17 protein-coding genes are annotated in these 19,809 nt (G+C 72.6%); 8 read left to right on the plus strand and 9 right to left on the minus strand.

Annotation, left to right across the window (positions count from 1 at the left end; genetic code table 11):
- Both ACFVXJ_RS15680 and ACFVXJ_RS15685 read right to left on the minus strand, forming a co-directional pair.
- A complete protein-coding gene (locus ACFVXJ_RS15680) occupies positions 1-2,577 on the minus strand; it encodes a bifunctional FO biosynthesis protein CofGH (protein ID WP_389662252.1) in 2,577 nt (858 codons plus the stop codon).
- Positions 2,578-2,616: 39 nt separating this feature from the next.
- On the minus strand, positions 2,617-3,399 hold the full coding sequence (locus ACFVXJ_RS15685; RefSeq protein WP_389662253.1) for an SDR family oxidoreductase: 783 nt from the start codon (positions 3,397-3,399) through the stop codon (positions 2,617-2,619).
- Between the two features lie 360 nt (positions 3,400-3,759).
- Here ACFVXJ_RS15685 and ACFVXJ_RS15690 point away from each other — a divergent pair, with 360 nt between their 5' ends.
- The gene (locus ACFVXJ_RS15690) at positions 3,760-5,448 is read left to right on the plus strand and encodes a hypothetical protein (protein ID WP_389662254.1); all 1,689 of its coding nucleotides are present in this window, start codon (positions 3,760-3,762) and stop codon (positions 5,446-5,448) included.
- Between the two features lie 213 nt (positions 5,449-5,661).
- Here the strand turns inward: ACFVXJ_RS15690 and ACFVXJ_RS15695 are convergent, their stop codons facing one another.
- The gene (locus ACFVXJ_RS15695; RefSeq protein WP_015610594.1) at positions 5,662-5,865 is read right to left on the minus strand and encodes a cold-shock protein; all 204 of its coding nucleotides are present in this window, start codon (positions 5,863-5,865) and stop codon (positions 5,662-5,664) included.
- Positions 5,866-6,102: 237 nt separating this feature from the next.
- Here ACFVXJ_RS15695 and ACFVXJ_RS15700 point away from each other — a divergent pair, with 237 nt between their 5' ends.
- From ACFVXJ_RS15700 to ACFVXJ_RS15725, 6 genes are all read left to right on the plus strand, one after another.
- Positions 6,103-6,966 (plus strand): menaquinone biosynthetic enzyme MqnA/MqnD family protein, encoded by an 864-nt coding sequence (locus ACFVXJ_RS15700; protein ID WP_389662255.1) that lies wholly within the window; start codon positions 6,103-6,105, stop codon positions 6,964-6,966.
- Between the two features lie 283 nt (positions 6,967-7,249).
- Positions 7,250-8,866: a serine/threonine-protein kinase gene (locus tag ACFVXJ_RS15705; RefSeq protein WP_389662256.1), complete on the plus strand. Its 1,617-nt coding sequence runs from the start codon at positions 7,250-7,252 to the stop codon at positions 8,864-8,866.
- Positions 8,867-9,042: 176 nt separating this feature from the next.
- The gene (gene mqnC / locus ACFVXJ_RS15710) at positions 9,043-10,242 is read left to right on the plus strand and encodes a cyclic dehypoxanthinyl futalosine synthase (RefSeq protein ID WP_389662257.1); all 1,200 of its coding nucleotides are present in this window, start codon (positions 9,043-9,045) and stop codon (positions 10,240-10,242) included.
- Between the two features lie 5 nt (positions 10,243-10,247).
- Positions 10,248-10,892 (plus strand): hypothetical protein, encoded by a 645-nt coding sequence (locus ACFVXJ_RS15715; protein ID WP_389662258.1) that lies wholly within the window; start codon positions 10,248-10,250, stop codon positions 10,890-10,892.
- An 86-nt stretch (positions 10,893-10,978) separates the two neighbouring features.
- Positions 10,979-11,671 carry a demethylmenaquinone methyltransferase gene (locus ACFVXJ_RS15720; RefSeq protein WP_389662259.1) on the plus strand — a complete coding sequence of 231 codons (693 nt, stop codon included), beginning with the start codon at positions 10,979-10,981 and terminating at the stop codon, positions 11,669-11,671.
- A gap of 61 nt (positions 11,672-11,732) precedes the next feature.
- Positions 11,733-12,653, plus strand: coding sequence for a glutaminase (locus ACFVXJ_RS15725; RefSeq protein WP_389662457.1), 921 nt, complete (start codon positions 11,733-11,735; stop codon positions 12,651-12,653).
- Between the two features lie 266 nt (positions 12,654-12,919).
- Here the strand turns inward: ACFVXJ_RS15725 and ACFVXJ_RS15730 are convergent, their stop codons facing one another.
- On the minus strand, positions 12,920-13,459 hold the full coding sequence (locus ACFVXJ_RS15730) for a GNAT family N-acetyltransferase (protein WP_389662260.1): 540 nt from the start codon (positions 13,457-13,459) through the stop codon (positions 12,920-12,922).
- A 109-nt stretch (positions 13,460-13,568) separates the two neighbouring features.
- Between ACFVXJ_RS15730 and ACFVXJ_RS15735 the strand changes: the two genes are divergently transcribed.
- A complete protein-coding gene (locus ACFVXJ_RS15735) occupies positions 13,569-14,852 on the plus strand; it encodes a geranylgeranyl reductase family protein (protein ID WP_361312612.1) in 1,284 nt (427 codons plus the stop codon).
- A gap of 517 nt (positions 14,853-15,369) precedes the next feature.
- Here the strand turns inward: ACFVXJ_RS15735 and ACFVXJ_RS15740 are convergent.
- Genes ACFVXJ_RS15740 through ACFVXJ_RS15760 form a run of 5 tightly spaced genes read right to left on the minus strand, consistent with a single transcriptional unit; the run spans position 15,370 to position 19,697 of the window.
- Complete coding sequence (locus ACFVXJ_RS15740) at positions 15,370-15,687, minus strand: hypothetical protein (protein WP_389662261.1); 318 nt, start codon at positions 15,685-15,687, stop codon at positions 15,370-15,372.
- 41 nt (positions 15,688-15,728) lie between these two features.
- Positions 15,729-16,961, minus strand: a complete 1,233-nt coding sequence (locus ACFVXJ_RS15745; RefSeq protein WP_389662262.1) for an ABC transporter permease — start codon at positions 16,959-16,961, stop codon at positions 15,729-15,731.
- Positions 16,958-17,713 carry an ABC transporter ATP-binding protein gene (locus ACFVXJ_RS15750; RefSeq protein WP_389662263.1) on the minus strand — a complete coding sequence of 252 codons (756 nt, stop codon included), beginning with the start codon at positions 17,711-17,713 and terminating at the stop codon, positions 16,958-16,960. The genes ACFVXJ_RS15745 and ACFVXJ_RS15750 overlap by 4 nt, the downstream gene beginning before the upstream one ends.
- On the minus strand, positions 17,710-19,248 hold the full coding sequence (locus tag ACFVXJ_RS15755; protein ID WP_389662264.1) for a peptidoglycan-binding protein: 1,539 nt from the start codon (positions 19,246-19,248) through the stop codon (positions 17,710-17,712). The genes ACFVXJ_RS15750 and ACFVXJ_RS15755 overlap by 4 nt, the downstream gene beginning before the upstream one ends.
- Positions 19,245-19,697: a hypothetical protein gene (locus tag ACFVXJ_RS15760; RefSeq protein WP_389662265.1), complete on the minus strand. Its 453-nt coding sequence runs from the start codon at positions 19,695-19,697 to the stop codon at positions 19,245-19,247. Before ACFVXJ_RS15760 ends, ACFVXJ_RS15755 begins: the two co-directional genes overlap by 4 nt.
- Positions 19,698-19,809 lie beyond the last annotated feature (112 nt).

Raw genomic sequence — 19,809 nt, forward strand, 5'->3', positions numbered from 1 at the left:
TCAGTCCACCAGCGGCAGCAGCTCCGGCAGGTGCCCGTCCGAGGCCGCCGCCGCCCGGACGCGTTCCTGCGGCACCTCGCCGTACAGGGTCGTACGGGGCTTCGCGGGCCGCCCGGCGGCCTCCGCGACCGCGATCAGGTCCCGCACGGACTTGTACGAGCCGTAACTCGAACCCGCCATCCGCGAGATGGTCTCCTCCATCAACGTCCCGCCCAGGTCGTTGGCCCCGGAGCGGAGCATCTCCGCCGCGCCCTCCGTGCCCAGCTTCACCCAGCTCGTCTGGATGTTGGTGATGTGCGGGTGGAGCAGGATCCGGGCCATCGCCGTCACCGCCCGGTTGTCGCGGACCGTCGGCCCGGGCCGCGCGATGCCCGCCAGGTACACGGGCGCGTTGGTGTGGATGAACGGCAGCGTCACGAACTCCGTGAAACCGCCCGTCCGCTGCTGGATCCGGGCCAGCGTGCGCAGGTGCCCGAGCCAGTGCCGGGGCTGGTCCACGTGCCCGTACATCATCGTGGACGAGGAGCGGATGCCCAGCTCGTGCGCCGTCGTGACGACGTCGATCCAGTCCGCCGTGGGCAGTTTCCCCTTCGTCAGCACCCAGCGGACCTCGTCGTCCAGGATCTCCGCCGCCGTGCCCGGTATCGAGTCGAGCCCGGCCTCCTTGGCGGCCGTCAGCCAGTCCCGTACGGACATCCCCGTCCGGGTGGCGCCGTTGACGACCTCCATCGGCGAGAACGCGTGGACGTGCATGCCGGGCACCCGCTCCTTCACGGCCCGCGCGATGTCGAAGTACGCCGTCCCCGGCAGGTCCGGGTGGATGCCGCCCTGCATGCACACCTCGACCGCGCCGACGTCCCACGCCTGCGCCGCCCGGTCCGCGACCTGGTCCAGGGAGAGCGTGTACGCGTCCGCGTCGGTCCGGCGCTGCGCGAACGCGCAGAACCGGCAGCCGGTGTAACAGACGTTGGTGAAGTTGATGTTCCGCGTGACGATGTAGGTGACGTCGTCGCCCACCACCGACCTGCGCAGGTCGTCCGCGATCCGGCACAGCGCGTCCAGCGCCGGCCCGTCGGCGTGCAGCAGCGCCAGCGCCTGGGCGTCGGTCAGCTTCGTCGGGTCGTCGGCGGCCTGGGCGAGCGCGGCCCGTACGTCCGTGTCGATGCGCTCGGGAACCATGCCGGGGGCGGCGGCCTCGCGCAGGGCGTCCCAGTCGCCGTAGACCAGGTCGAAGTCCTCGCGCCGGTCGCCCGTCCGCCCCTCGGTGTCGATGGTGGCGTGCAGGTCGGTGCGCCCGAACGCGGTGAAGCCCTCGTCCGGCTCCTGCCACGGGTGGCCCGTCACCTCGGCCGTCTCATCGGCCAGCCCGGTCTCCGGATCGGCGAGCGCCCGTACGTGCGGCAGCAGCCGCGGGTCCAGCCACGGCTCGCCGCGCCGCACGAACTCCGGGTACACGCACAGCCGCTCGCGCAGCTCGAAGCCGGCCGCCGCCGACCGCTCGGCCAGCAGGTCGATCTGGGGCCAGGGCCGCTCGGGATTGACGTGGTCGGGCGTCAGCGGGGAGACACCGCCCCAGTCGTCGATGCCGGCGCCGATCAGCCGCGCGTACTCGCCGTCGACCAGGTTGGGCGGCGCCTGCAGGCAGGCCGCGGGGCCCATGATGTGCCGGGCGACGGCGATCGTCGCCACCAGGTCGTCGAGTTCGGCGTCCGGCATCCCGCGCATCGCCGTGTCCGGCTTGGCGCGGAAGTTCTGGATGATCAGCTCCTGGATGCCGTGGTAGGCGCGCGCGACGCGGCGCAGCGCGAACAGCGACTCCGCGCGCTCCTGGTACGTCTCGCCGATGCCGATGAGCAGGCCGGAGGTGAACGGTACGGAGGACCGCCCGGCGTCCTCCAACACGCGCAGCCGGACCGCCGGCTCCTTGTCGGGGGAACCGTGGTGCGGGCCGCCCGGCTCGGACCACAGGCGGGTGGCGGTGGTCTCCAGCATCATCCCCATGGACGGGGCGACCGGCTTGAGGCGCTGGAAGTCGGCCCAGGACATCACGCCCGGGTTCAGGTGGGGGAGCAGGCCGGTCTCCTCCAGGATGCGGATCGAGATGGCCCGTACGTAGGAGATCGTGTCGTCGTAGCCGTGCGCCTCCAGCCACTCGCGCGCCTCCGGCCAGCGGTCCTCGGGCTTGTCCCCGAGGGTGATGAGTGCTTCCTTGCAGCCGAGCGCGGCGCCCCGGCGGGCGATGTCGAGCACCTCGTCGGGCGACATGAACATCCCGTGCCCGGCCCGGCGGAGCTTGCCGGGGACGGTCGCGAAGGTGCAGTAGTGGCACTTGTCGCGGCACAGCCGGGTGAGGGGGACGAACACGCTCTTCGAGTACGTGATCACACCCGGGCGGCCGGCCGCGGCGAGGCCGGCGTCGCGGACCCGGGCGGCGGAGGCGGTGAGGTCCGCCAGGGCCTCCCCGCGCGCCTGGAGGAGCACGGCCGCCTCGGTCGCGTCGAGCGCGACGCCGTCACGGGCACGCCGGAGCGCGCGGCGCATCGCGTTGTCGGTCGGAGCGTCACTCGGAGTGGTCATGGGCCGAGCATACGATCCGGTCGACCGGGCGGGGGGAGGTCATCGCATCAGCTCACCTGCGTTGACCAGCAGGGACTGGCCGGTTATGGCCCGTGCCCGGTCGGAGGCGAAGAAGACGGCGGCGTCCGCGACATCGCCGTCGGTGGCGAGGTCCGGCAGGGCCATCCGCTCCGTCAGCCGCGCGTGCACCTCGGCTTCGGGCACGCCCTCGGAGTGGGCGGTGAAGGTCACGAAGGCCTGCACGGGCGGACCCCACATCCAGCCCGGCAACACGGTGTTGACCCGGATGCGGTGGGGGCCCAGCTCCCGGGCCATGGAGTACATGGCGGAGGTCAGCGCGCCTTTGGACGCGGCGTACGCGGCCTGCTGCACCTGGGAGGGGGAGGCCACGGCCGACTGGGTGCCGATGATGACGACGGAGCCGCCGGCCCGCTTGAGCGCGGGCAGGCAGGCCCGGGTCATGCGCAGGGTGCCGAGCAGGTTGACGTCGATGATCTGCTGCCAGGTGCCGAAGTCCGCGTCTTCCACACCGCCGAAGTAGGAGTCCCAGGCGGCGACGTGCACGACGGCGTCGATGCCGCCGAAACGCTCGACGGCGAGCGCGGCCAGGGCCTGACACTGCGCCTCGTCGGTGATGTCGGTGGGGCGGTGGGCGGTGTGCGCGCCGTCGGGGTCGATCTCGACGACCGACTTGACCAGGTTCGCCTCGGTCCGCGCCCCCAGCACGGCGTTCCCCCCGTCCCGCACGACGGCGGCGGCCACCTGATGCCCGAGCCCGGCGCCGACCCCGGAGACGATGACGGTCTTCCCGCGAAGCAGCATGCGGCCTGGCCTCCTGTGGTTGTGTCCACGTTTCACCTGACGGGGCGTCAGGGTAGGGCCGGCGGCGGTGGAAGGGAAGGTGGGGGGCGGGGCGGGGGGTTTGGGGGCGGGGTTGCAGCGGGACCCCCAGCCCCACCCCGACACCGCCCCACCGCAACACCGCCCCCCGTGAGGGGCCCCACAGGCCGACCCCGCCCCGCCCTCCGCCCCGCCCCGTCGAACACATGGCGAAGGTGAGACGAATGGTGTGTCATATCTGTCGGGGTGACGGCGAGTCGTGGGCGAATACCTGATAGACAGAATATTCACGGCTCGACCAGCCACACGTCCTGTCGGCCGCCTTGGGGGGATCGCCGCACTGTGAAGCCGCTTCACCGCCACGTAGTCAACACCTCGCGCAAGGTCCTGTGCACCGCCGCGCTCGCGGCCAGTCTGACCACCGCCGCGGTCGTGACCAACACACCGACCGCGGGCGCCGGGGAGTCCGAGCCCACGCCCGACAGCCCACAGGCCACCGACCGCGGTGACGCCCGGCTGGATCTGCCGGGCCTGGTCGCCGATCCGTCTCCGCCGCCCGGAGCCGTCGCCCCCGAGGGCGCCAGCGGCATACCCGCGACCGCGCTCGACGCCTACAAGCGCGGCGCGGTGTCGGTGGCCGCCGCGCTGCCCCACTGCAACCTGCCCTGGCAGTTGCTCGCGGGCATAGGCCGGGTCGAGTCCGTGCACGCATCCGGCTACGGGCTCAAGTCCGACGGCTACACCGAGAAGCCGATCCGCGGCCCCCGCCTCGACGGCAACGGCTACGCCCAGATCAAGGACACCGACAAGGGCGAGTGGGACGGGGACGCCGAGTACGACCGCGCCGTCGGGCCGCTCCAGTTCATCCCCGAGACGTGGAAGACGTGGGGCGCCGACGGCAACGGCGACGGCAAGCGCGACCCGAACAACATCTACGACGCGGCACTGGGCGCCGGCCTCTACCTCTGCGCCGGCGACCGGGACCTCTCCGATCCGGCCAAGCTCGACCAGGCGATCCTGAGCTACAACAGTTCGCGCGAGTACGTGAACTCCGTGCTCGGCTACATGCGCCAGTACCAGGACGGTGGCGTCGCCGACGTCCCGAACCCGCCCGCGGGCAACTACCCGACGCCGCCGGTCACGGCCCCGCTGCCCACGCCGACGACCCCGGCCCCCCAGCCGCCCGCCGGCAAGCCGAACAAGCCGACCGAGCCCGAGAAGCCGAAGCCGACGGCCCCCCGGCTCAACAAACTGGAGCCGGTCGGCGATCCGGCCCTGACGGCCGAGGTCGGGACCGCGTTCACCCCGGACGCCAAGGTCAAGGCGACGCTCTCCGACGGCAAGCCGGCCGTGGGCCGGAAGGTCGTGTTCGTCGTCGAGTCGGACACCACCGGAGGCACGCTCTTCCAGGACGCCAAGAAGGCCGACGTCGTCGTCGTCACCGACGACCAGGGCATCGCGCGGGTGCCACAGCTCGTCGCGGGCCCGAAGCCCGGCACCTTCTCCTTCCGCGCCTCGGCCTACGACGCCTCGAACCAGTTCACGGTGACGCTCAAGGGCACCGTCACCGCGAAGCCGGCCGCCGACCTGCTGGTGCGGGCCGACGCCGGGACGAAGCCGCTGGAGATCGTCGCGGGCAACAGCGTCAAGGACTTCCGGATGCTCGCGACGTACAAGGGCCGGCCGGTGGCCGGTACGAAGGCCACCGCGGGCCTCGGTGTGAAGGGCGAGGACGGCGCGTGGGTCCCGGTGGACCCGGAGAAGACGACGGGTCCCTACTTCAAGGGCAAGGACGGCAAGAAGCTGTTCACCCCGGACCTCGACCCGAGCGACGCCGACGGGCGACTCACCCTGCCGGAGCTGCTCACCACGGACGTGGCGCCGGGTACGTACTTCCTTCGGGTCGTCACGCCGGAGAAGGTGGAGTTGATCCTGGAACTCAAGATCACCGCCCCGCCGACGACGACCCCCACCCCCGCCCCTACGCCGTCCCCCGCTCCGACCGGCACCCCCAAGGCCACCAAGCCGTAAGGCCGTAGGCCCGAACCCGCCGTAGACCCGAACCCGCCGTAGGCCGGAACACCGAGCGCCCCCGACACCGTACGCACGGTGCCGGGGGCGCTCGCGTACCCGGACCCGCGCGAGCGCGCACAAAAGGCAGGAGCCCCGCCACCTCCGCTCGCACGGAGGAGGCAGGGCTCCTTGGGTACTGCTAATCCAACCGCGATCCGGTCGGCCAGGCGACTAGGCCGGGATGACGTTCTCCGCCTGCGGGCCCTTCGGACCCTGCGTGACGTCGAAGGTGACCTGCTGGTTCTCCTCGAGGGAGCGGAAGCCAGAGGCGTTGATCGCGGAGTAGTGGACGAAGACATCCGGGCCGCCGCCGTCCTGGGCGATGAAGCCGAAGCCCTTTTCAGCGTTGAACCACTTCACGGTTCCGGTAGCCATGAGCCCTCCTATGGGCCAAAGGGTCGCCCTGCTCCAGAACCTGCTAAGAAGTCTGAAAACTACAAAAGCCTGCGGGTCACATTCTCCGCAGGCTTCGTACTGCAAGGGAAACCAAACTGCAACTTGCGTCGAGCCTAGCACGCACCCTGCGGCCGAGACCAGAGGGAAAGATCACGTCACTCGGACGTTTGAGACCCGCCCTAAGGCTGACGAGACCCCGGGGGCTAGTCTCGCGATGTGGACGTCTATCGCAGCCGGCCCCGAGTCGGCCACATCCAGTTCCTGAACTGCCTTCCGCTCTACTGGGGGCTGGCCAGAACCGGCACGCTGCTCGACCTGGAGCTGACGAAGGACACCCCCGAGAAGCTGAGCGAACGCCTCGTCCGGGGAGATCTGGACATCGCGCCGATCACCCTCGTGGAGTTCCTGCGCAACGCCGACCAGCTCGTCGCCTTCCCCGACCTCGCCGTGGGCTGTGACGGCCCCGTGATGTCCTGCGTGATCGTCTCGCAGGTCCCCCTGGAGGAACTCGACGGCGCCCGGGTGGCCCTCGGATCGACCTCCCGTACGTCCGTCCGGCTCGCCCAGCTCCTGCTCGCCGAGCAGTACGGAGTACGCCCCGACTACTTCACCTGCCCCCCTGACCTGGGGCTGATGATGCAGGAGGCCGAGGCGGCGGTCCTGATCGGGGACGCCGCGCTGCGCGCTTCGCTGCACGACGCGCCCCGGCTCGGCCTCGCCGTGCACGACCTGGGGCAGATGTGGAAGGACTGGACCGGACTGCCGTTCGTCTTCGCCGTCTGGGCCGCCCGCAAGGACTACCTCGCCCGCGAGCCCCTCGTCGTGCGCGAGGTCCACGAGGCGTTCCTCTCCTCCCGGGACGTCTCCCTGGAGGAGGTCACCAAGGTCGCCGAGCAGGCGGCGCGCTGGGAGAGCTTCGACGCCGAGCTGCTGGAGCGGTACTTCACCACCCTCGACTTCCGCTTCGGTCCGGAGCAGCTGGCGGGCGTGCGTGAATTCGCCCGCCGTACCGGTTCCGCCTCGGGCTACGCGGCGGACGTGACCGTCGAACTGCTGGCCGCGTCCCCCGCCGGCCATTAGCGCGGCTTATACCCGACGGACGGGAAGGGGAACACGGTAGCGACACGCGAGCCCCTTTCCGTATCGCGGAACGCGCAATGGGTCGTTTCCCGGGAATTCGTTCCCCTTTCGCTTTCCGTCATGGAATGGACGGCCGGGGGAAGGGAGAGGAGGGAGGGCGCGGTGCCCGTCCCGCCGTCGTGACGAGCCGGATACGGGTAATCGTGGCCGCTCCCGTCCGCGCCGCCCTAGGGTGCTCATGGGCTTGACCCACCAAGGTGAACGGGGACGGGGGAGGGACGCGATGCAGCCGCTCGAAGCCGGCGATCCGCGGACCATCGGCGCGTACCGGCTGCTCGGCCGGCTGGGCGCGGGCGGCATGGGACGGGTGTACCTCGGGCGGAGCGCCGGAGGCCGGACCGTCGCCGTGAAGGTCGTGCACCCGCAGTTCGCCGCCGACCCGGAGTTCCGCGCCCGCTTCCGCCGGGAGGTCACGGCCGCGCGCCGGGTCGGCGGGGAGTGGACGGCGCCCGTGCTGGACGCCGACCCGGAGGCGGAAGTGCCGTGGGTGGCGACCGGTTACGTGGCCGGCCCCTCCCTGGACCGGGCGGTCGCCGCGCAGGGCGCGCTGCCCGAGGGCTCGGTACGGGCCATCGGCGAGGGTCTGGCCCGGGCCCTGGTGGCGGTGCACGCGCTGGGCCTCGTACACCGTGACGTGAAACCGTCGAACGTGATGTTGACGCTGGAGGGGCCCGGGCCCCGGCTGATCGACTTCGGGATCGCCCGGGCCACCGCCGGCACCGCTTCCCTCACCTCCACCGGGGTGTCCGTGGGTTCGCCGGGCTACATGGCGCCGGAGCAGATCATCGGCAAGGAGGTCACCGGCGCCGCGGACGTGTTCTCGCTGGGCGCGGTCCTGGCCTTCGCGGCGAGCGGGCGGCCGCCCTTCACCGGGGACCACTCGGCGGCGCTGCTCTACAAGGTGGTGCACGAGCCGCCGGAACTGGACGGGGTCGCGCCCGGGGAGTTGCGCGACCTCATCGAGGCGTGCCTGGCCAAGGCGCCCGCCGACCGCCCGGCGCCGGCGGCGATCGCGGCGGCGCTGGACGGCGCCCTGCGCACGCCGGGGTGGTTGCCCGCGCCGTTGGTGGAGGAGGCGAGCCGCGCGGCGGTGGCGCTGCTGAACCTCGACTCCGAGGTGGTCGCGGGCGCGGAGGGGTACGGGCCCTACGGGCCACCCGGCTGCCCTGCTTCCGTCCATCACGCCGGCACCCGGACGGGCGGCGGCGGCGGGAGCGCGCGGGCCGGCGCGGAACCCGGCGGCGGGGTTGACGGCGACCGCGGCCCCGGCCGGCGTCGCCGGGTCAGTTGCACGGTGGTCGTCTCGGTGGCCGCCGCACTGGTGGCGCTGTCCGGCGGGCTGTACGGGCTGGGACTGTTGCCCGGCACGGGCGGCGGGGACGGGCACCACCCGCTGCCCACCGGGAGCAAGCCGTCGGCCCCGGCGAGCGCCTCCACCACCACCCCCTCCCCGAGCCCGTCCACCGGCCCGCAGGGCACCCGTGACACCGTGCCGAAGGAGTTGCTCGGCACTTGGAAGGGGACGACCACCACCAACCTCGGCGCCCCCGGCCGGTTCGAGATCACCATCAAGGGCGGCAAGACGGGCGAGGTGGTGGCCCGCGACAAGTCGGTCATCCCGCTCTTCGACACCGACTGCGGCGGCGACTGGAAGCTGGCCTCCGCCACCGACCGCTCCCTGGTCCTCGACACGGCGGGCGGCCCCAACCCCGCGCCCGGGATCTGCTCCGACGGCTCGGCCGACGAGCGGTTCACGCTCAACCCGAACGGCACCCTCCACTACCGGTCCGGCGACCGGGCGGCCGGCAACCCGGAGGGCGACCTCACCCGTAGCCCCTGAAACCTCCCGCCCGTTGACGCCGGCCGGCTGACGCCCGCCCGCGGACGCCGACCCCCGAGCCCCGGATGAACCGCCCCCGAGCCCCGGACCACCGCCCCCTCAAACCGCCGGCGGGTGGCCCTGCCGTAGGCTGGATCGGCCCGGACCTTGACACACCGCCGAAAGGTGAAGCACCGGTGACCGACCAGGCCGCTCTCCAGTCTGTCCTCGACCGTGCCGCCGCAGGGGGCCGGATCACCAAGGAAGAGGCGCTCGACCTCTACCGGCACGCCCCGCTGCACGCGCTCGGCCAGGCCGCCGACGCGGCGCGCCGGCGGCGCTACGCGGGTACCGAGCACATCGCGACGTACATCATCGAGCGCAACATCAACTACACCAACGTGTGCGTGACGGCCTGCAAGTTCTGCGCCTTCTACGCCGCTCCCAAGGACACCGCCAAGGGCTGGTCCCGGGACCTCGACGACATCCTGCGCCGCTGCGCGGAGACCGTGGAGCTGGGCGGCACGCAGATCATGTTCCAGGGCGGCCACCACCCGGACTACGGCGTCGAGTACTACGAGCACCACTTCTCCGCCATCAAGAAGGCGTTCCCGCAGCTCGTCATCCACTCCCTCGGCGCGTCCGAGGTCGACCACATGGCCCGGATCTCCGGGGTGAGCGCCGAAGAGGCCATCCGCCGCATCCACGCCGCGGGTCTCGACTCCTTCGCGGGCGCCGGCGCCGAACTGCTGCCGGAGCGGCCGCGCAAGGCGATCGCCCCGCTCAAGGAGTCCGGCGAGCGCTGGCTGGAGATCATGGAGATCGCCCACAAGCTGGGCGTGGAGTCCACCTCCACCATGCTGATGGGCACGGGCGAGACCAACGCCGAGCGCATCGAGCACATCGCGATGATCCGTGACACGCAGGACCGCACGGGCGGCTTCCGCGCCTTCATCCCGTACACCTACCAGCCCGAGAACAACCACCTCAAGGGCCGGACGCAGGCGACGGTGTTCGAGTACCTGCGGATGATCGCCATCGCGCGCCTGTTCCTCGACAACATCGCCCACATCCAGGGCTCCTGGCTGACCGTCGGCAAGGAGGCGGGCCAGCTGTCCCTGCACTACGGCGCCGACGACCTGGGCTCGATCATGCTGGAGGAGAACGTGGTCTCCTCGGCCGGTGCCAAGCACCGCTCGAACCGCCAGGAGATCATCGACCTGATCCGCAAGGCGGGCCGGGTCCCGGCGCAGCGCGCGACGACGTACGAGCACCTGGTCGTGCACGACGACCCGGCGAACGACCCGGTCGACGACCGCGTGGTCTCGCACATCTCCTCCACCGCCATCGAGGGCGGTACGGCGCACCCCGAGCTGAAGCTCATCTCCTCCAACTGACGCCCGTGCTGACGCTGCACACCGCCGACCTCCTCCTCCCCGGGCCCGGCCGCGCGCCGCTGCCCGGCGGGGCGGTCCTCGTCGACGGCGACGGGATCGCCCGGGTGGGACCGTACGAGGAACTCGGCGCGGCCTTCGCGCACGCCCGGGTCCGCCGCTGGCCCGGGGTGCTGACCCCGGGGCTGCTGGTGCGCGGGGCGGACGAACTGCTGGAGCGGACGTACTACCCGGACGACCCGTACGAGACCACCGAGCTCGGGACCGACCCGATCAGCGGCGCCGAGGCGCTCGCCGACCTGAAGCTGACCGAGTCCCGCCGGGGCAACAGCGCCCGGCGGGCCACGCAGAAGCTGTTGGCGCGCGGGGTGGTGGCGGTGGCCGGGCGGCTGACGGTGCCGGCGGTGCGCACGGCGGTGGTGCGGTCGGGGCTGACGGTCCTCGGGCCGCTGCCGTACGGGGCTCCGCCGTCCCTCGACCCGCTGGCCGGACTCACCGCCGCCGAGGACGCGTTCCACGGACTGCTGGAGGCGGGTGCCCCGGCCCGTTTCGCGGTGTTCGCGGCGGCGGACGCGCGGGACCTGCTGGAGCAGGGGGCGACCGGTTGCGTGGCCACCGTCATCGGCGGCCGGCTGCTGCACCGCCGGCGCTGAGCCGGGCGAAGCGACGCCGGGGCCGCCTGCGAGAATGGCCCGGTATCGACCGACCCGAGCCACACCGCACCGAGGGGCCTACGCCAGTGACCCGCGCTTCCCTGGACAAGCAGCCGCACGAAGTCGCCTCCATGTTCGACGGTGTCGCGGCGAACTACGACCTCACCAACGACGTGCTCTCCCTCGGCCAGGCCCGGCTGTGGCGCAGGGAGGTCGCCAAGGCGGTCGGCGCGCGCCCCGGGCACACCGTCCTCGACCTGGCCGCCGGTACGGCGACGTCCTCGCTGCCGTTCGCCGCGACCGGCGCGTACGTCGTCCCCTGCGACTTCTCCCTCGGGATGCTGCGCGAGGGCAAGAAGCGTCAGCCCTGGCTGCCGCTGACCGCCGGTGACGCGACGAAGCTGCCGTTCAAGGACGACGTCTTCGACACCGTGACGATCTCCTTCGGGCTGCGCAACGTCCATGACACCGACGCGGCGCTGCGCGAGCTGTACCGGGTGACGAAGCCGGGCGGCCAGGTGGTCATCTGCGAGTTCTCCCAGCCGACGTGGGCGCCGCTGCGCACCGTCTACACCGAGTACCTGATGCGCGCCCTGCCGCCCGTCGCCCGCGCGGTGTCCTCCAACCCCGACGCGTACGTGTACCTCGCCGAGTCGATCCGCGCGTGGCCGGACCAGCCGGAGCTTGCCGCGCTGCTGCAGAAGGCCGGCTGGTCGAAGGTCGCCTGGCGGAACCTGAGCGGCGGCATCGTCGCGCTGCACCGCGGGACCAAGGCGTAGCGGCGTACGGAGGAACGAACCCGTGGATACCGCGCCCTTCGACTCCGCGCCCTTCGAAACCGTGCCCTTCGACTACCAGGCGGTGCTCGACCAGATCGCGCGGGACGTCGCGCCGCTGGTCGGCGGCGGCACCCCGGCCGAGTACATCCCGGCCCTCGCCGCGGTGGACCCCGCGCAGTTCGGCATGGCGCTGGTCACCATGGGCGGCAAGGTCTTCGGGGTCGGGGACTGGCAGGTGCCCTTCTCCACGCAGTCGATCACCAAGGTGTTCACGCTCGCCCTGGCGCTGGCGGCCGAGGGCGGCGACAGCCTGTGGGAGCGGGTGGGGCGCGAGCCGTCCGGCAACCCGTTCAACTCGCTCGTCCAGCTCGAGTACGAGAACGGCATCCCGCGCAATCCGTTCATCAACGCGGGGGCGCTCGTCGTCACCGACCGGCTCCAGACGCTGACGGGCGACGCGAGCAGCGAACTGCTCAAGTTCCTGCGCGAGGAGAGCGGCAACCCGGACGTCGCGTTCGACGCCGAGGTGGCGGCCTCCGAACACGAGCACGGTGACCGCAACGCGGCGCTGGCCCACTTCATGGCCTCCTACGGGAACATCGACAATCCCGTACCGACCCTGCTGGACCACTACTTCTGGCAGTGCTCCATCGAGATGAGCTGCGCCGACCTGGCCCGCGCCGGGCGGGTCCTGGCCCGACACGGGCTGCGCGCGGACGGATCGCGGCTGTTGACGCGCAGCGGCGCGAAGCAGATCAACGCGGTGATGCTGACGTGCGGGACGTACGACGCGGCGGGCGAGTTCGCCTACCGCGTCGGCCTGCCCGGCAAGAGCGGCGTGGGGGGCGGGATCGTCGCGGTCGTGCCCGGCCGGTGTTCCCTGGCGGTGTGGAGTCCGGGGCTGGACGCGCACGGCAACTCGGTGGCGGGCGTCGCGGCGCTCGACCGGTTCACGACCCTGACCGGCATGTCCGTCTTCTGACGCGCCCCGCGCCCTTTTGACGCGCCCCGCGCCCTTTTGACGCGCCCCGCGCCCTTTTGACGCGCCCCGCGCCCTTTTGACGCGCCCCTCGCACCGCGCGGCGCCGGGGCGCCTCGCGGGCTTCGGGCCGCTGCGCCAGACTCCGTCCGGCGGTCCGCCAGCCGTCAGCCTGGCAGTCCGGCAGTCCGGCAGGTCAGACGCTCCGGGGCCCCGCGATCGAGCGGCGCGGGGCCGCGGCAGGATGCCGGGGGCCCGCCCCGGCCCCCTCACTCCGCCCGGAGCGTCAGCTCGTAACGGCACCGCCGGCGACCTTCGCCCGGGAGGTCGAAGGTCCCGGCCAGGGTCATGCCGAGGCGTTCCGCCACCGCGACGGACCGGGCGTTGGCCTCGTCGATCACCGCGACCACCCGCGGCGGGCCCACCTCCCGGAGCCGGTCCAAGGTGGCCAGCGCGGCGGCGTAGGCGTACCCCTTGCCCCAGTGGGCGCGGCCCAGCCGCCAGCCGATCTCTATCTCGCCGACCGGCCCCCACGTCTTCGTCTCGGGCCACGGCTGCGCCCCGGTGAAGCCGATCACCGTGCCCTCCTCGTCCAGCAGGGTCCACAGGCAGTAGCCGAGCCGGGCGTCGTGCAGGCGCTGTCGCGCGGTGAACTCCTCGTACAGCGACAGCTCGGCGGGGCCGCCCAGGTACTCCATGACGTCCGGGTCGTCGAAGACGCCGTGCCAGCCGCGCGCGTCCTCGTCGGTGGGCACGCGCAGCCGTACGACGGGGAGTGGCCGGGTCGGCGAGGTGGTCGAGCCAGTCAACGCAGTAGCCCTTCTGATCGCGATCTTTCCTGCTGCATAGACTGCACGTGTCCCGTGCCGTTGGGCACCCCTTATCGAGCCTTCGGGAGACCCCGCAGTGACCGAGGCAGTGACCGAGTCCCTCTCCGAACACTCCGCGGATGTGATCGTCGTCGGGGCCGGGCCCGCCGGCTCCACCACCGCCTACTACCTCGCCAAGGCGGGACTGGACGTCCTGCTGCTGGAGAAGACGGCCTTCCCGCGCGAGAAGGTGTGCGGCGACGGGCTGACCCCGCGTGCCACCAAGCAGCTGGTCTCCATGGGCATCGACATCTCCGAAGAGGCCGGCTGGCTGCGCAACAAGGGCCTGCGGATCATCGGCGGCGGCCAGCGGCTCCAGCTGGACTGGCCGGAACTCGCCTCCTTCCCGGACTACGGTCTCGTCCGCAAGCGCGACGACTTCGACGAGACCCTGGCCCGCCAGGCGCAGAAGGCGGGCGCGCGGCTGTACGAGCGCTGCAACGTCGGCGAGCCCGTGCGGGACCCGCGCACAGGCCACATCACCGGTGTGCAGGCGAAGCTGGGCGAGGAGAAGACCCCGGTCACCTTCAAGGCGCCGCTGGTCGTCGCCGCCGACGGCAACTCCTCCCGGCTGTCGCTGGCGATGGGCCTGCACCGGCGCGAGGACCGCCCGATGGGCGTGGCGGTGCGTACGTACTTCACCTCGCCGCGGCACGACGACGACTACCTGGAGTCCTGGCTGGAGCTGTGGGACCGGCGCGGCCCGCAGGACCGGCTGCTGCCCGGCTACGGCTGGATCTTCGGCATGGGCGACGGTACGTCCAACGTCGGCCTCGGCATCCTCAACTCCTCGTCCGCGTTCAAGGAACTGGACTGGCGCGAGGTCCTCAAGGCGTGGTGCGCGTCCATGCCGGAGGACTGGGGCTACACCCCCGAGAACATGACGCAGCCGATCCGCGGCGCGGCCCTGCCCATGGCCTTCAACCGGCAGCCGCACTACACCAAGGGCCTGCTGCTGGTCGGTGACGCGGGCGGGCTCGTCAACCCGTTCAACGGCGAGGGCATCGCCTATGCGATGGAGTCCGGCCAGATCGCGGCGGACGTCATCGTCCAGGCCCACGCCCGTGCCACCCCGGCGCAGCGCGAACTGGCGCTGCACAGCTACCCGAAGGTGCTCAAGGAGACGTACGGCGGCTACTACACGCTGGGCCGCGCCTTCGTGAAGCTGATCGGCAACCCGAAGGTGATGAAGATCGCCGCACAGCGCGGCCTGAGCCACCCCGTGTTGATGAGGTTCACCCTCAAGATGCTGGCCAACCTCACCGACCCCACGGGCGGCGACGCGATGGACCGCATCATCAACGGCCTCTCGAAGGTCGCGCCGAAGGCGTGACCTCCCCCGGCCCCGGAACCGGGCCGCCCGGCACGAAGCCGAGCGGCCCGGCGCGGGGCGGTCGACCCCTCACACGTTGACGATCTTCACCTTCGGCGAGCCGGGAAGCTCCTCGGCGGCCTTGCAAAGCGCCGGATGTGCGACGTGTCGGAGGTGACGAGGAGTACCGGGGGTGTGCAGAGCGCCGCCGTGGCCACCACGAGTGCGTCCACGAGGCATTCGTGTCCGTCAACGCCGGAGGCGCCCAGCAGCTTCGCCGCGGCGTCCGTCACCGCGTCGTTGACGGTTTCACGTCGAACCGGGACAGCAGGACCCGGAGTCGCTCGGCGGCCTCCCCGGTTCGGCGCACCTCCAAGGGCGTCAGGGCGTCAGGGCGTCAGGGCGGACAGCGCCACGCGCCGGCCGCTCTGCTGAGCGACCTCGACGCGCGCCCGCATCCCCTCGTCGTCATCGACGTGCAGCGAGAGCCCTTGGGCGTCGAGGACGAGTGTGCCCTCGCTCTTGGCGCCTGCCGGTGCTAGTTCGCGGCGTCGGCGGGGCGGGGCGGGTGGTCTCCGGGCGGGGCGGGTACCGGGGCGGCTTCGGCGGGGAGGGCGTCGTGCGGGGCCGCGTGCACCGTCCGCACGCAGCGGGTCAGCAGGACCAGCCCCCACAGCAACAGCAGCCCCGAAGCCGTCCAGTCGAGGCCGAGGGTGACGGGGTGTCCCGGCTTCGCCCAGGGGCGGGTGGTGGTGAGCAGCCAGCCGCCCAGGGCGAGGAGGGCGAGCCCGCCGGCGGCGGGGAGGGCGGTGGGGTCGCCGCCGGGGCCGTGGCGTTCGTACGGCTCGGTGATCACGGACCACACCTCCTGGGGCGAATCGGGCGCTGCACCCCCCGCTATCTTCGCAGGGCTTCGGCCGGTTCGACGCGGGCTGCCCGCCAGGCGGGATAGAGCCCGGCCAGCAGTCCGGTGGCCAGCCCGGCGAGCGGGGCGGCGGCGACGGTGGCCGGGTGGATCACCGGGGTCCAGTCGCGCGCCAATGAGACGGCGACCACGGTCAGTTCGCCGAGCGAGGTCCCGACCAGCCCGCCCAGTCCGCCGAGCGCGGCGGACTCGGTGAGGAACTGGGCCGAGACGTGCCGCCCCCGGGCGCCGAGCGCGCGACGCAGCCCGATCTCCGCGGTCCGCTCCAGTACGGCGACGAGCGTGGTGTTGGCGATGCCGACCGCCCCGATGACCAGGCAGATGCCGGCGAGCAGGAGGAACAGGGCGCTCAGGTCGGAGGTGACGCCCGAGCGCAGCGTGCGCGGGTCCGGTGGCGGTACGGCCTTCAGGTACTCGGGGTGGTCGGGGCGCAGTGCGAGCGGGGCGAGGTCGGCGACTTGGCGGGCGGCGCCGAGGTCGGTGGCGATCAGGACTTGAGCGTCGGACGGGCCCGGCGGTCCCCACAGCTCCTCGGCGGTGGACCGCGGGACCAGGACCGACAGCAGGTGCTCCGGGCGGCGTTCGACATCGCCGATGATGCCGGCGACGGTGAACGGCTCCTCGCCCACGTAGACCACGGGCCGGGTGGCGAGGGTAGTGATGCCGAGGCGCTCGGCCACGCCGCCACCGATCAGCGCGACCCTCAGGTGGTCGCGCTCGGCGTACTCGTCGTAGAGCCGGCCCTGCGCCAGCGTCGGCGCCAGGGCGGCGATGGCACCGGGGGAGGCGGCGACCACGGAGGTTCCCCCCGCGGTGCCCGGCGCGCCCGGGCCGGCGGCCGGCGGGAGCGCCCCGATCGGGGTCTTCTGGTCGAGCCGCACGGTCCACAGCACCCCGGCGTGGGCGATGCCGGCGACCTGGCGCAGCCGATGTTCGGCATCGGCGGGGAAGGCCGGGCCGGCGAACGCCTCGTGCTGTGCGGCGACGTCCTCGACGGTCACCTCGGTGGCCGTGAGGACGTTGAAACGGCCGTCGATCTGTGAGGAGAGGGTTGCGGTCAGGCCCAGCACGGCGACGAAGCTGCCGACGCCGAGGACGGTGCCGAGGGCGGTCAGCACGGCCCGACCGGGACGGCGCAGCATCCCGGCGACCGCCTCGGAGACGGTGTCGCGCGGGGACAGCCGGGTGGGGCGGACGGCGCTCACTCGGAGAGCCGCCCGTCCCGGATGGTGACGGTCCGCCGGCCGCGGGCGGCGACCTGGGGGTCGTGGGTGATCAGCAGGACGGTCATGCCGGAGCCGTGCAGTTCGTCGAGCAGCGCGAGGACGGAGGCGGCGTTGGCGGAGTCGAGGTTGCCGGTCGGTTCGTCGCACAGCAGCAGCGACGGACGTCCGACGAGCGCCCGGGCGATGGCGACGCGCTGGCGTTCCCCGCCGGAGAGCCGCCCGGGGACGGCATGTGCCCGGTGCCCGAGTCCGACCTGCTCCAGGGCCGCACGGGCGCGTACGAGGCGCTGCGCGCGCGGGACTTCGGTGTAGAGCATGGCGAGGGTGACGTTCTCCAGGGCGGACCGGTGCGACAGGAGGTGGAAGGACTGGAAGACGAAGCCGATGCGGCGCCCGCGCAAAGCCGTGCGCTCGCGGTCCGGCAGGGCGGCCGTGTCGATCCCGTCGAGGAGGTAGCGGCCGTACGTGGGGGAGTCCAGCAGCCCGGCGACGTTGAGGAAGGTGGACTTCCCGGAACCGGAGGGTCCGACGACGGTGATGAACTCCCCGCGTCCCACGGCCAGGTCGAAGGGGTGCAGCGCCTCGACGGGAGGCGGCCCGGGATAGGTGAGCCCGACACCGCGGAACTCGATGACGGGTGGAGCCGTCCCTTCCGCTGCCTCGTCGACGGCCAGGTCCTGGTCGGGGGTTCCGGGGCGGGTGATGGCGCCGCGCGGGAAACGCAGTTTCATCGGGGCGCCCCCTTGGGCGCGACCCCGACGACCACCCGGGTCCCGGCCGTGAGGGCGCCCGACTGGACGGGGGCGACGGCCACATAGCCGTCTCCGCTGGTGCCGATGCGGACCTCGACACGGCGTTGCGCGCCGTCGGCGTCCTGGGCGGTGACCACCGTGCGCCCGTCCGCACCGGCGGAGACCGCGGTGACCGGCACCACGAGTGCCTCGCCGTCCGTGGCGGCGGACTCCACGGTCAGCCGTACGTCCTGCCCGGCGAACGACGCCGGCAGCGGCTGGTCGGGGCGGATGACCATGCGGTAGCCGAGATCGCCGCCGCCGCCGCTGCCGCTCCCGCCGCCCGTGCCCTTGGCGTCCTGGCCTTGGCCCTGTGCCTGGTCCTGCTGCGTTCGCCCGGCGGCCTGGCCTCCCGACCGCTCGGCGGCGACCACCGAGACTCTGCCCCGAGCGTCGCTGCCGGCGAGCTCGGAGGAGATCAGCACGGTCATTCCGGCGCGCAGCAGCTGTTTCTTGTCCTCCTTGAGGTAGGCCTCCACGACGAGTTCCCCCGCGGACAGGGTCAGCACCGGTCCGGACGCGGCCGCGCCGATCTGGCCGCCGACGTAGCCGACCCGAGCCGGGAAGTTCCCGAGGAACACGGTCTCGGCGGCGGGCAGCATCGGCCCATCCGCGGCTTCTGCGGCGGCCAGGGCGGTCCGTGCCTCCGTGAGAGCCTCCCGGGCGCGAGCGAGCTCGCGCCCGGAGCCGGAGCCGGAGCCGGAGCCGGAGCCGGAGGCTTTGCCGGCGCCGGGCGTCGCGCTGGGGGAGGGCTGCCCGGTGCCTGCGCCGGCTGCGCCCGCCCCGCCGGCGTCTTCCACCGCCCACTGCGCCGACCGCACCGCCTCCCGGGCGGCCTTCAGCGCCGAGCCGCCGTCCGCGACGGCCGGCAACGGGTCGTATCCAGCCGCCTTGTAACGGGCGGCGAGGGCTGCCTTCGTACCGGGGCCGAAGACCCCGCGCGCGTCCTCGCCGGTGCCGTGCCCGAGCTCGCGCAGCGCTTGCTGGAGCTGCGAGACATCGTCACCGGTGGCACCCGGCTTGAGGTCCCGGTACATCGGCAGGCTGCCGTGCAGCGCGAACACCGGCCGTCCGGACACCTCGGCGAGCAGTTGCCCGGCCTTGACCGGATCCCCGGGCTTCAGCGGCAGCTTGGTCACCACCGCGGCCCCGGAGCCCTCGCCCGTCCGCAGCCCCTGGGGCGAGACGGTGACGCTCTGGCCGGCCACGACGGTCCCGCGCATCACCACGGTCTCGGCGAGGACCCGTCGCTCGACCTCCGCGGTCAACGCGCCCTGTGTCGGCGGGCCGGTCTCCGCAGCCACCTGCGCCGGCGACTTGACCAGTGCCGTCGCCAGGAGGCCGCCGACCGCCATCAGCGCGGCGCCGCCGACGACCCCGAGGACGACACGCCGCCCCCGGGCGAGCCCGCCGCGGTCGTCCTCGGCGGACGCCGGGGCGGGTACCGTCTCCACGGTGGGGTCGGGTTCGCTCATCTCGCCGGCCGGCACTTCTGCAGGACGTCGGCGTGGTCCCGCTTGAGGGCGGACCACTGCTCGGGGGTGCCGCCCTTGGCCTGGTCGATCTCGGCCGTGACCGGGTCGGGATCCGGATACCAGGAGACACCCTCGGCCCGCATGCAGGCGGTCTGCTTCCGCGCGGCGGCGAGCTGATCGGGGTCGGCCGGGTCGGGACTGCGCGGCACCGGATGCAGTGAAGCGCACGCGGTGTGCGCCTCTTCGTTCCAGGGCTTTGTCTTGTCCTCGTAGGGCATTCCGTTGCCCCGGTAAACAATGCCGACCCCGTGCTTTTTCAGACATTCGTGGTAGGCGATTTCCTGCTGCGTGGGGGGCGGGCTATCGCTTGCCTTGGGCTCCTTCTCGCCTCCGCATGCCGTCAGGGAAAGGCACAGGGCGAGCAGTGGAGCGAAATGGCGTGCGTGCACGTCGGCGATTCCCTAGGGCCGTAGAAGTGGGGCTGCGGAGCGTCCGCGGCGAAGGGCGCGGAGACACGTCGGCAGATAGTAAGGAGTGTAGATCGACTGCCACAAGTTACCT

This window comes from Streptomyces sp. NPDC058279, assembly GCF_042881255.1.
Lineage (GTDB): Bacteria > Actinomycetota > Actinomycetes > Streptomycetales > Streptomycetaceae > Streptomyces.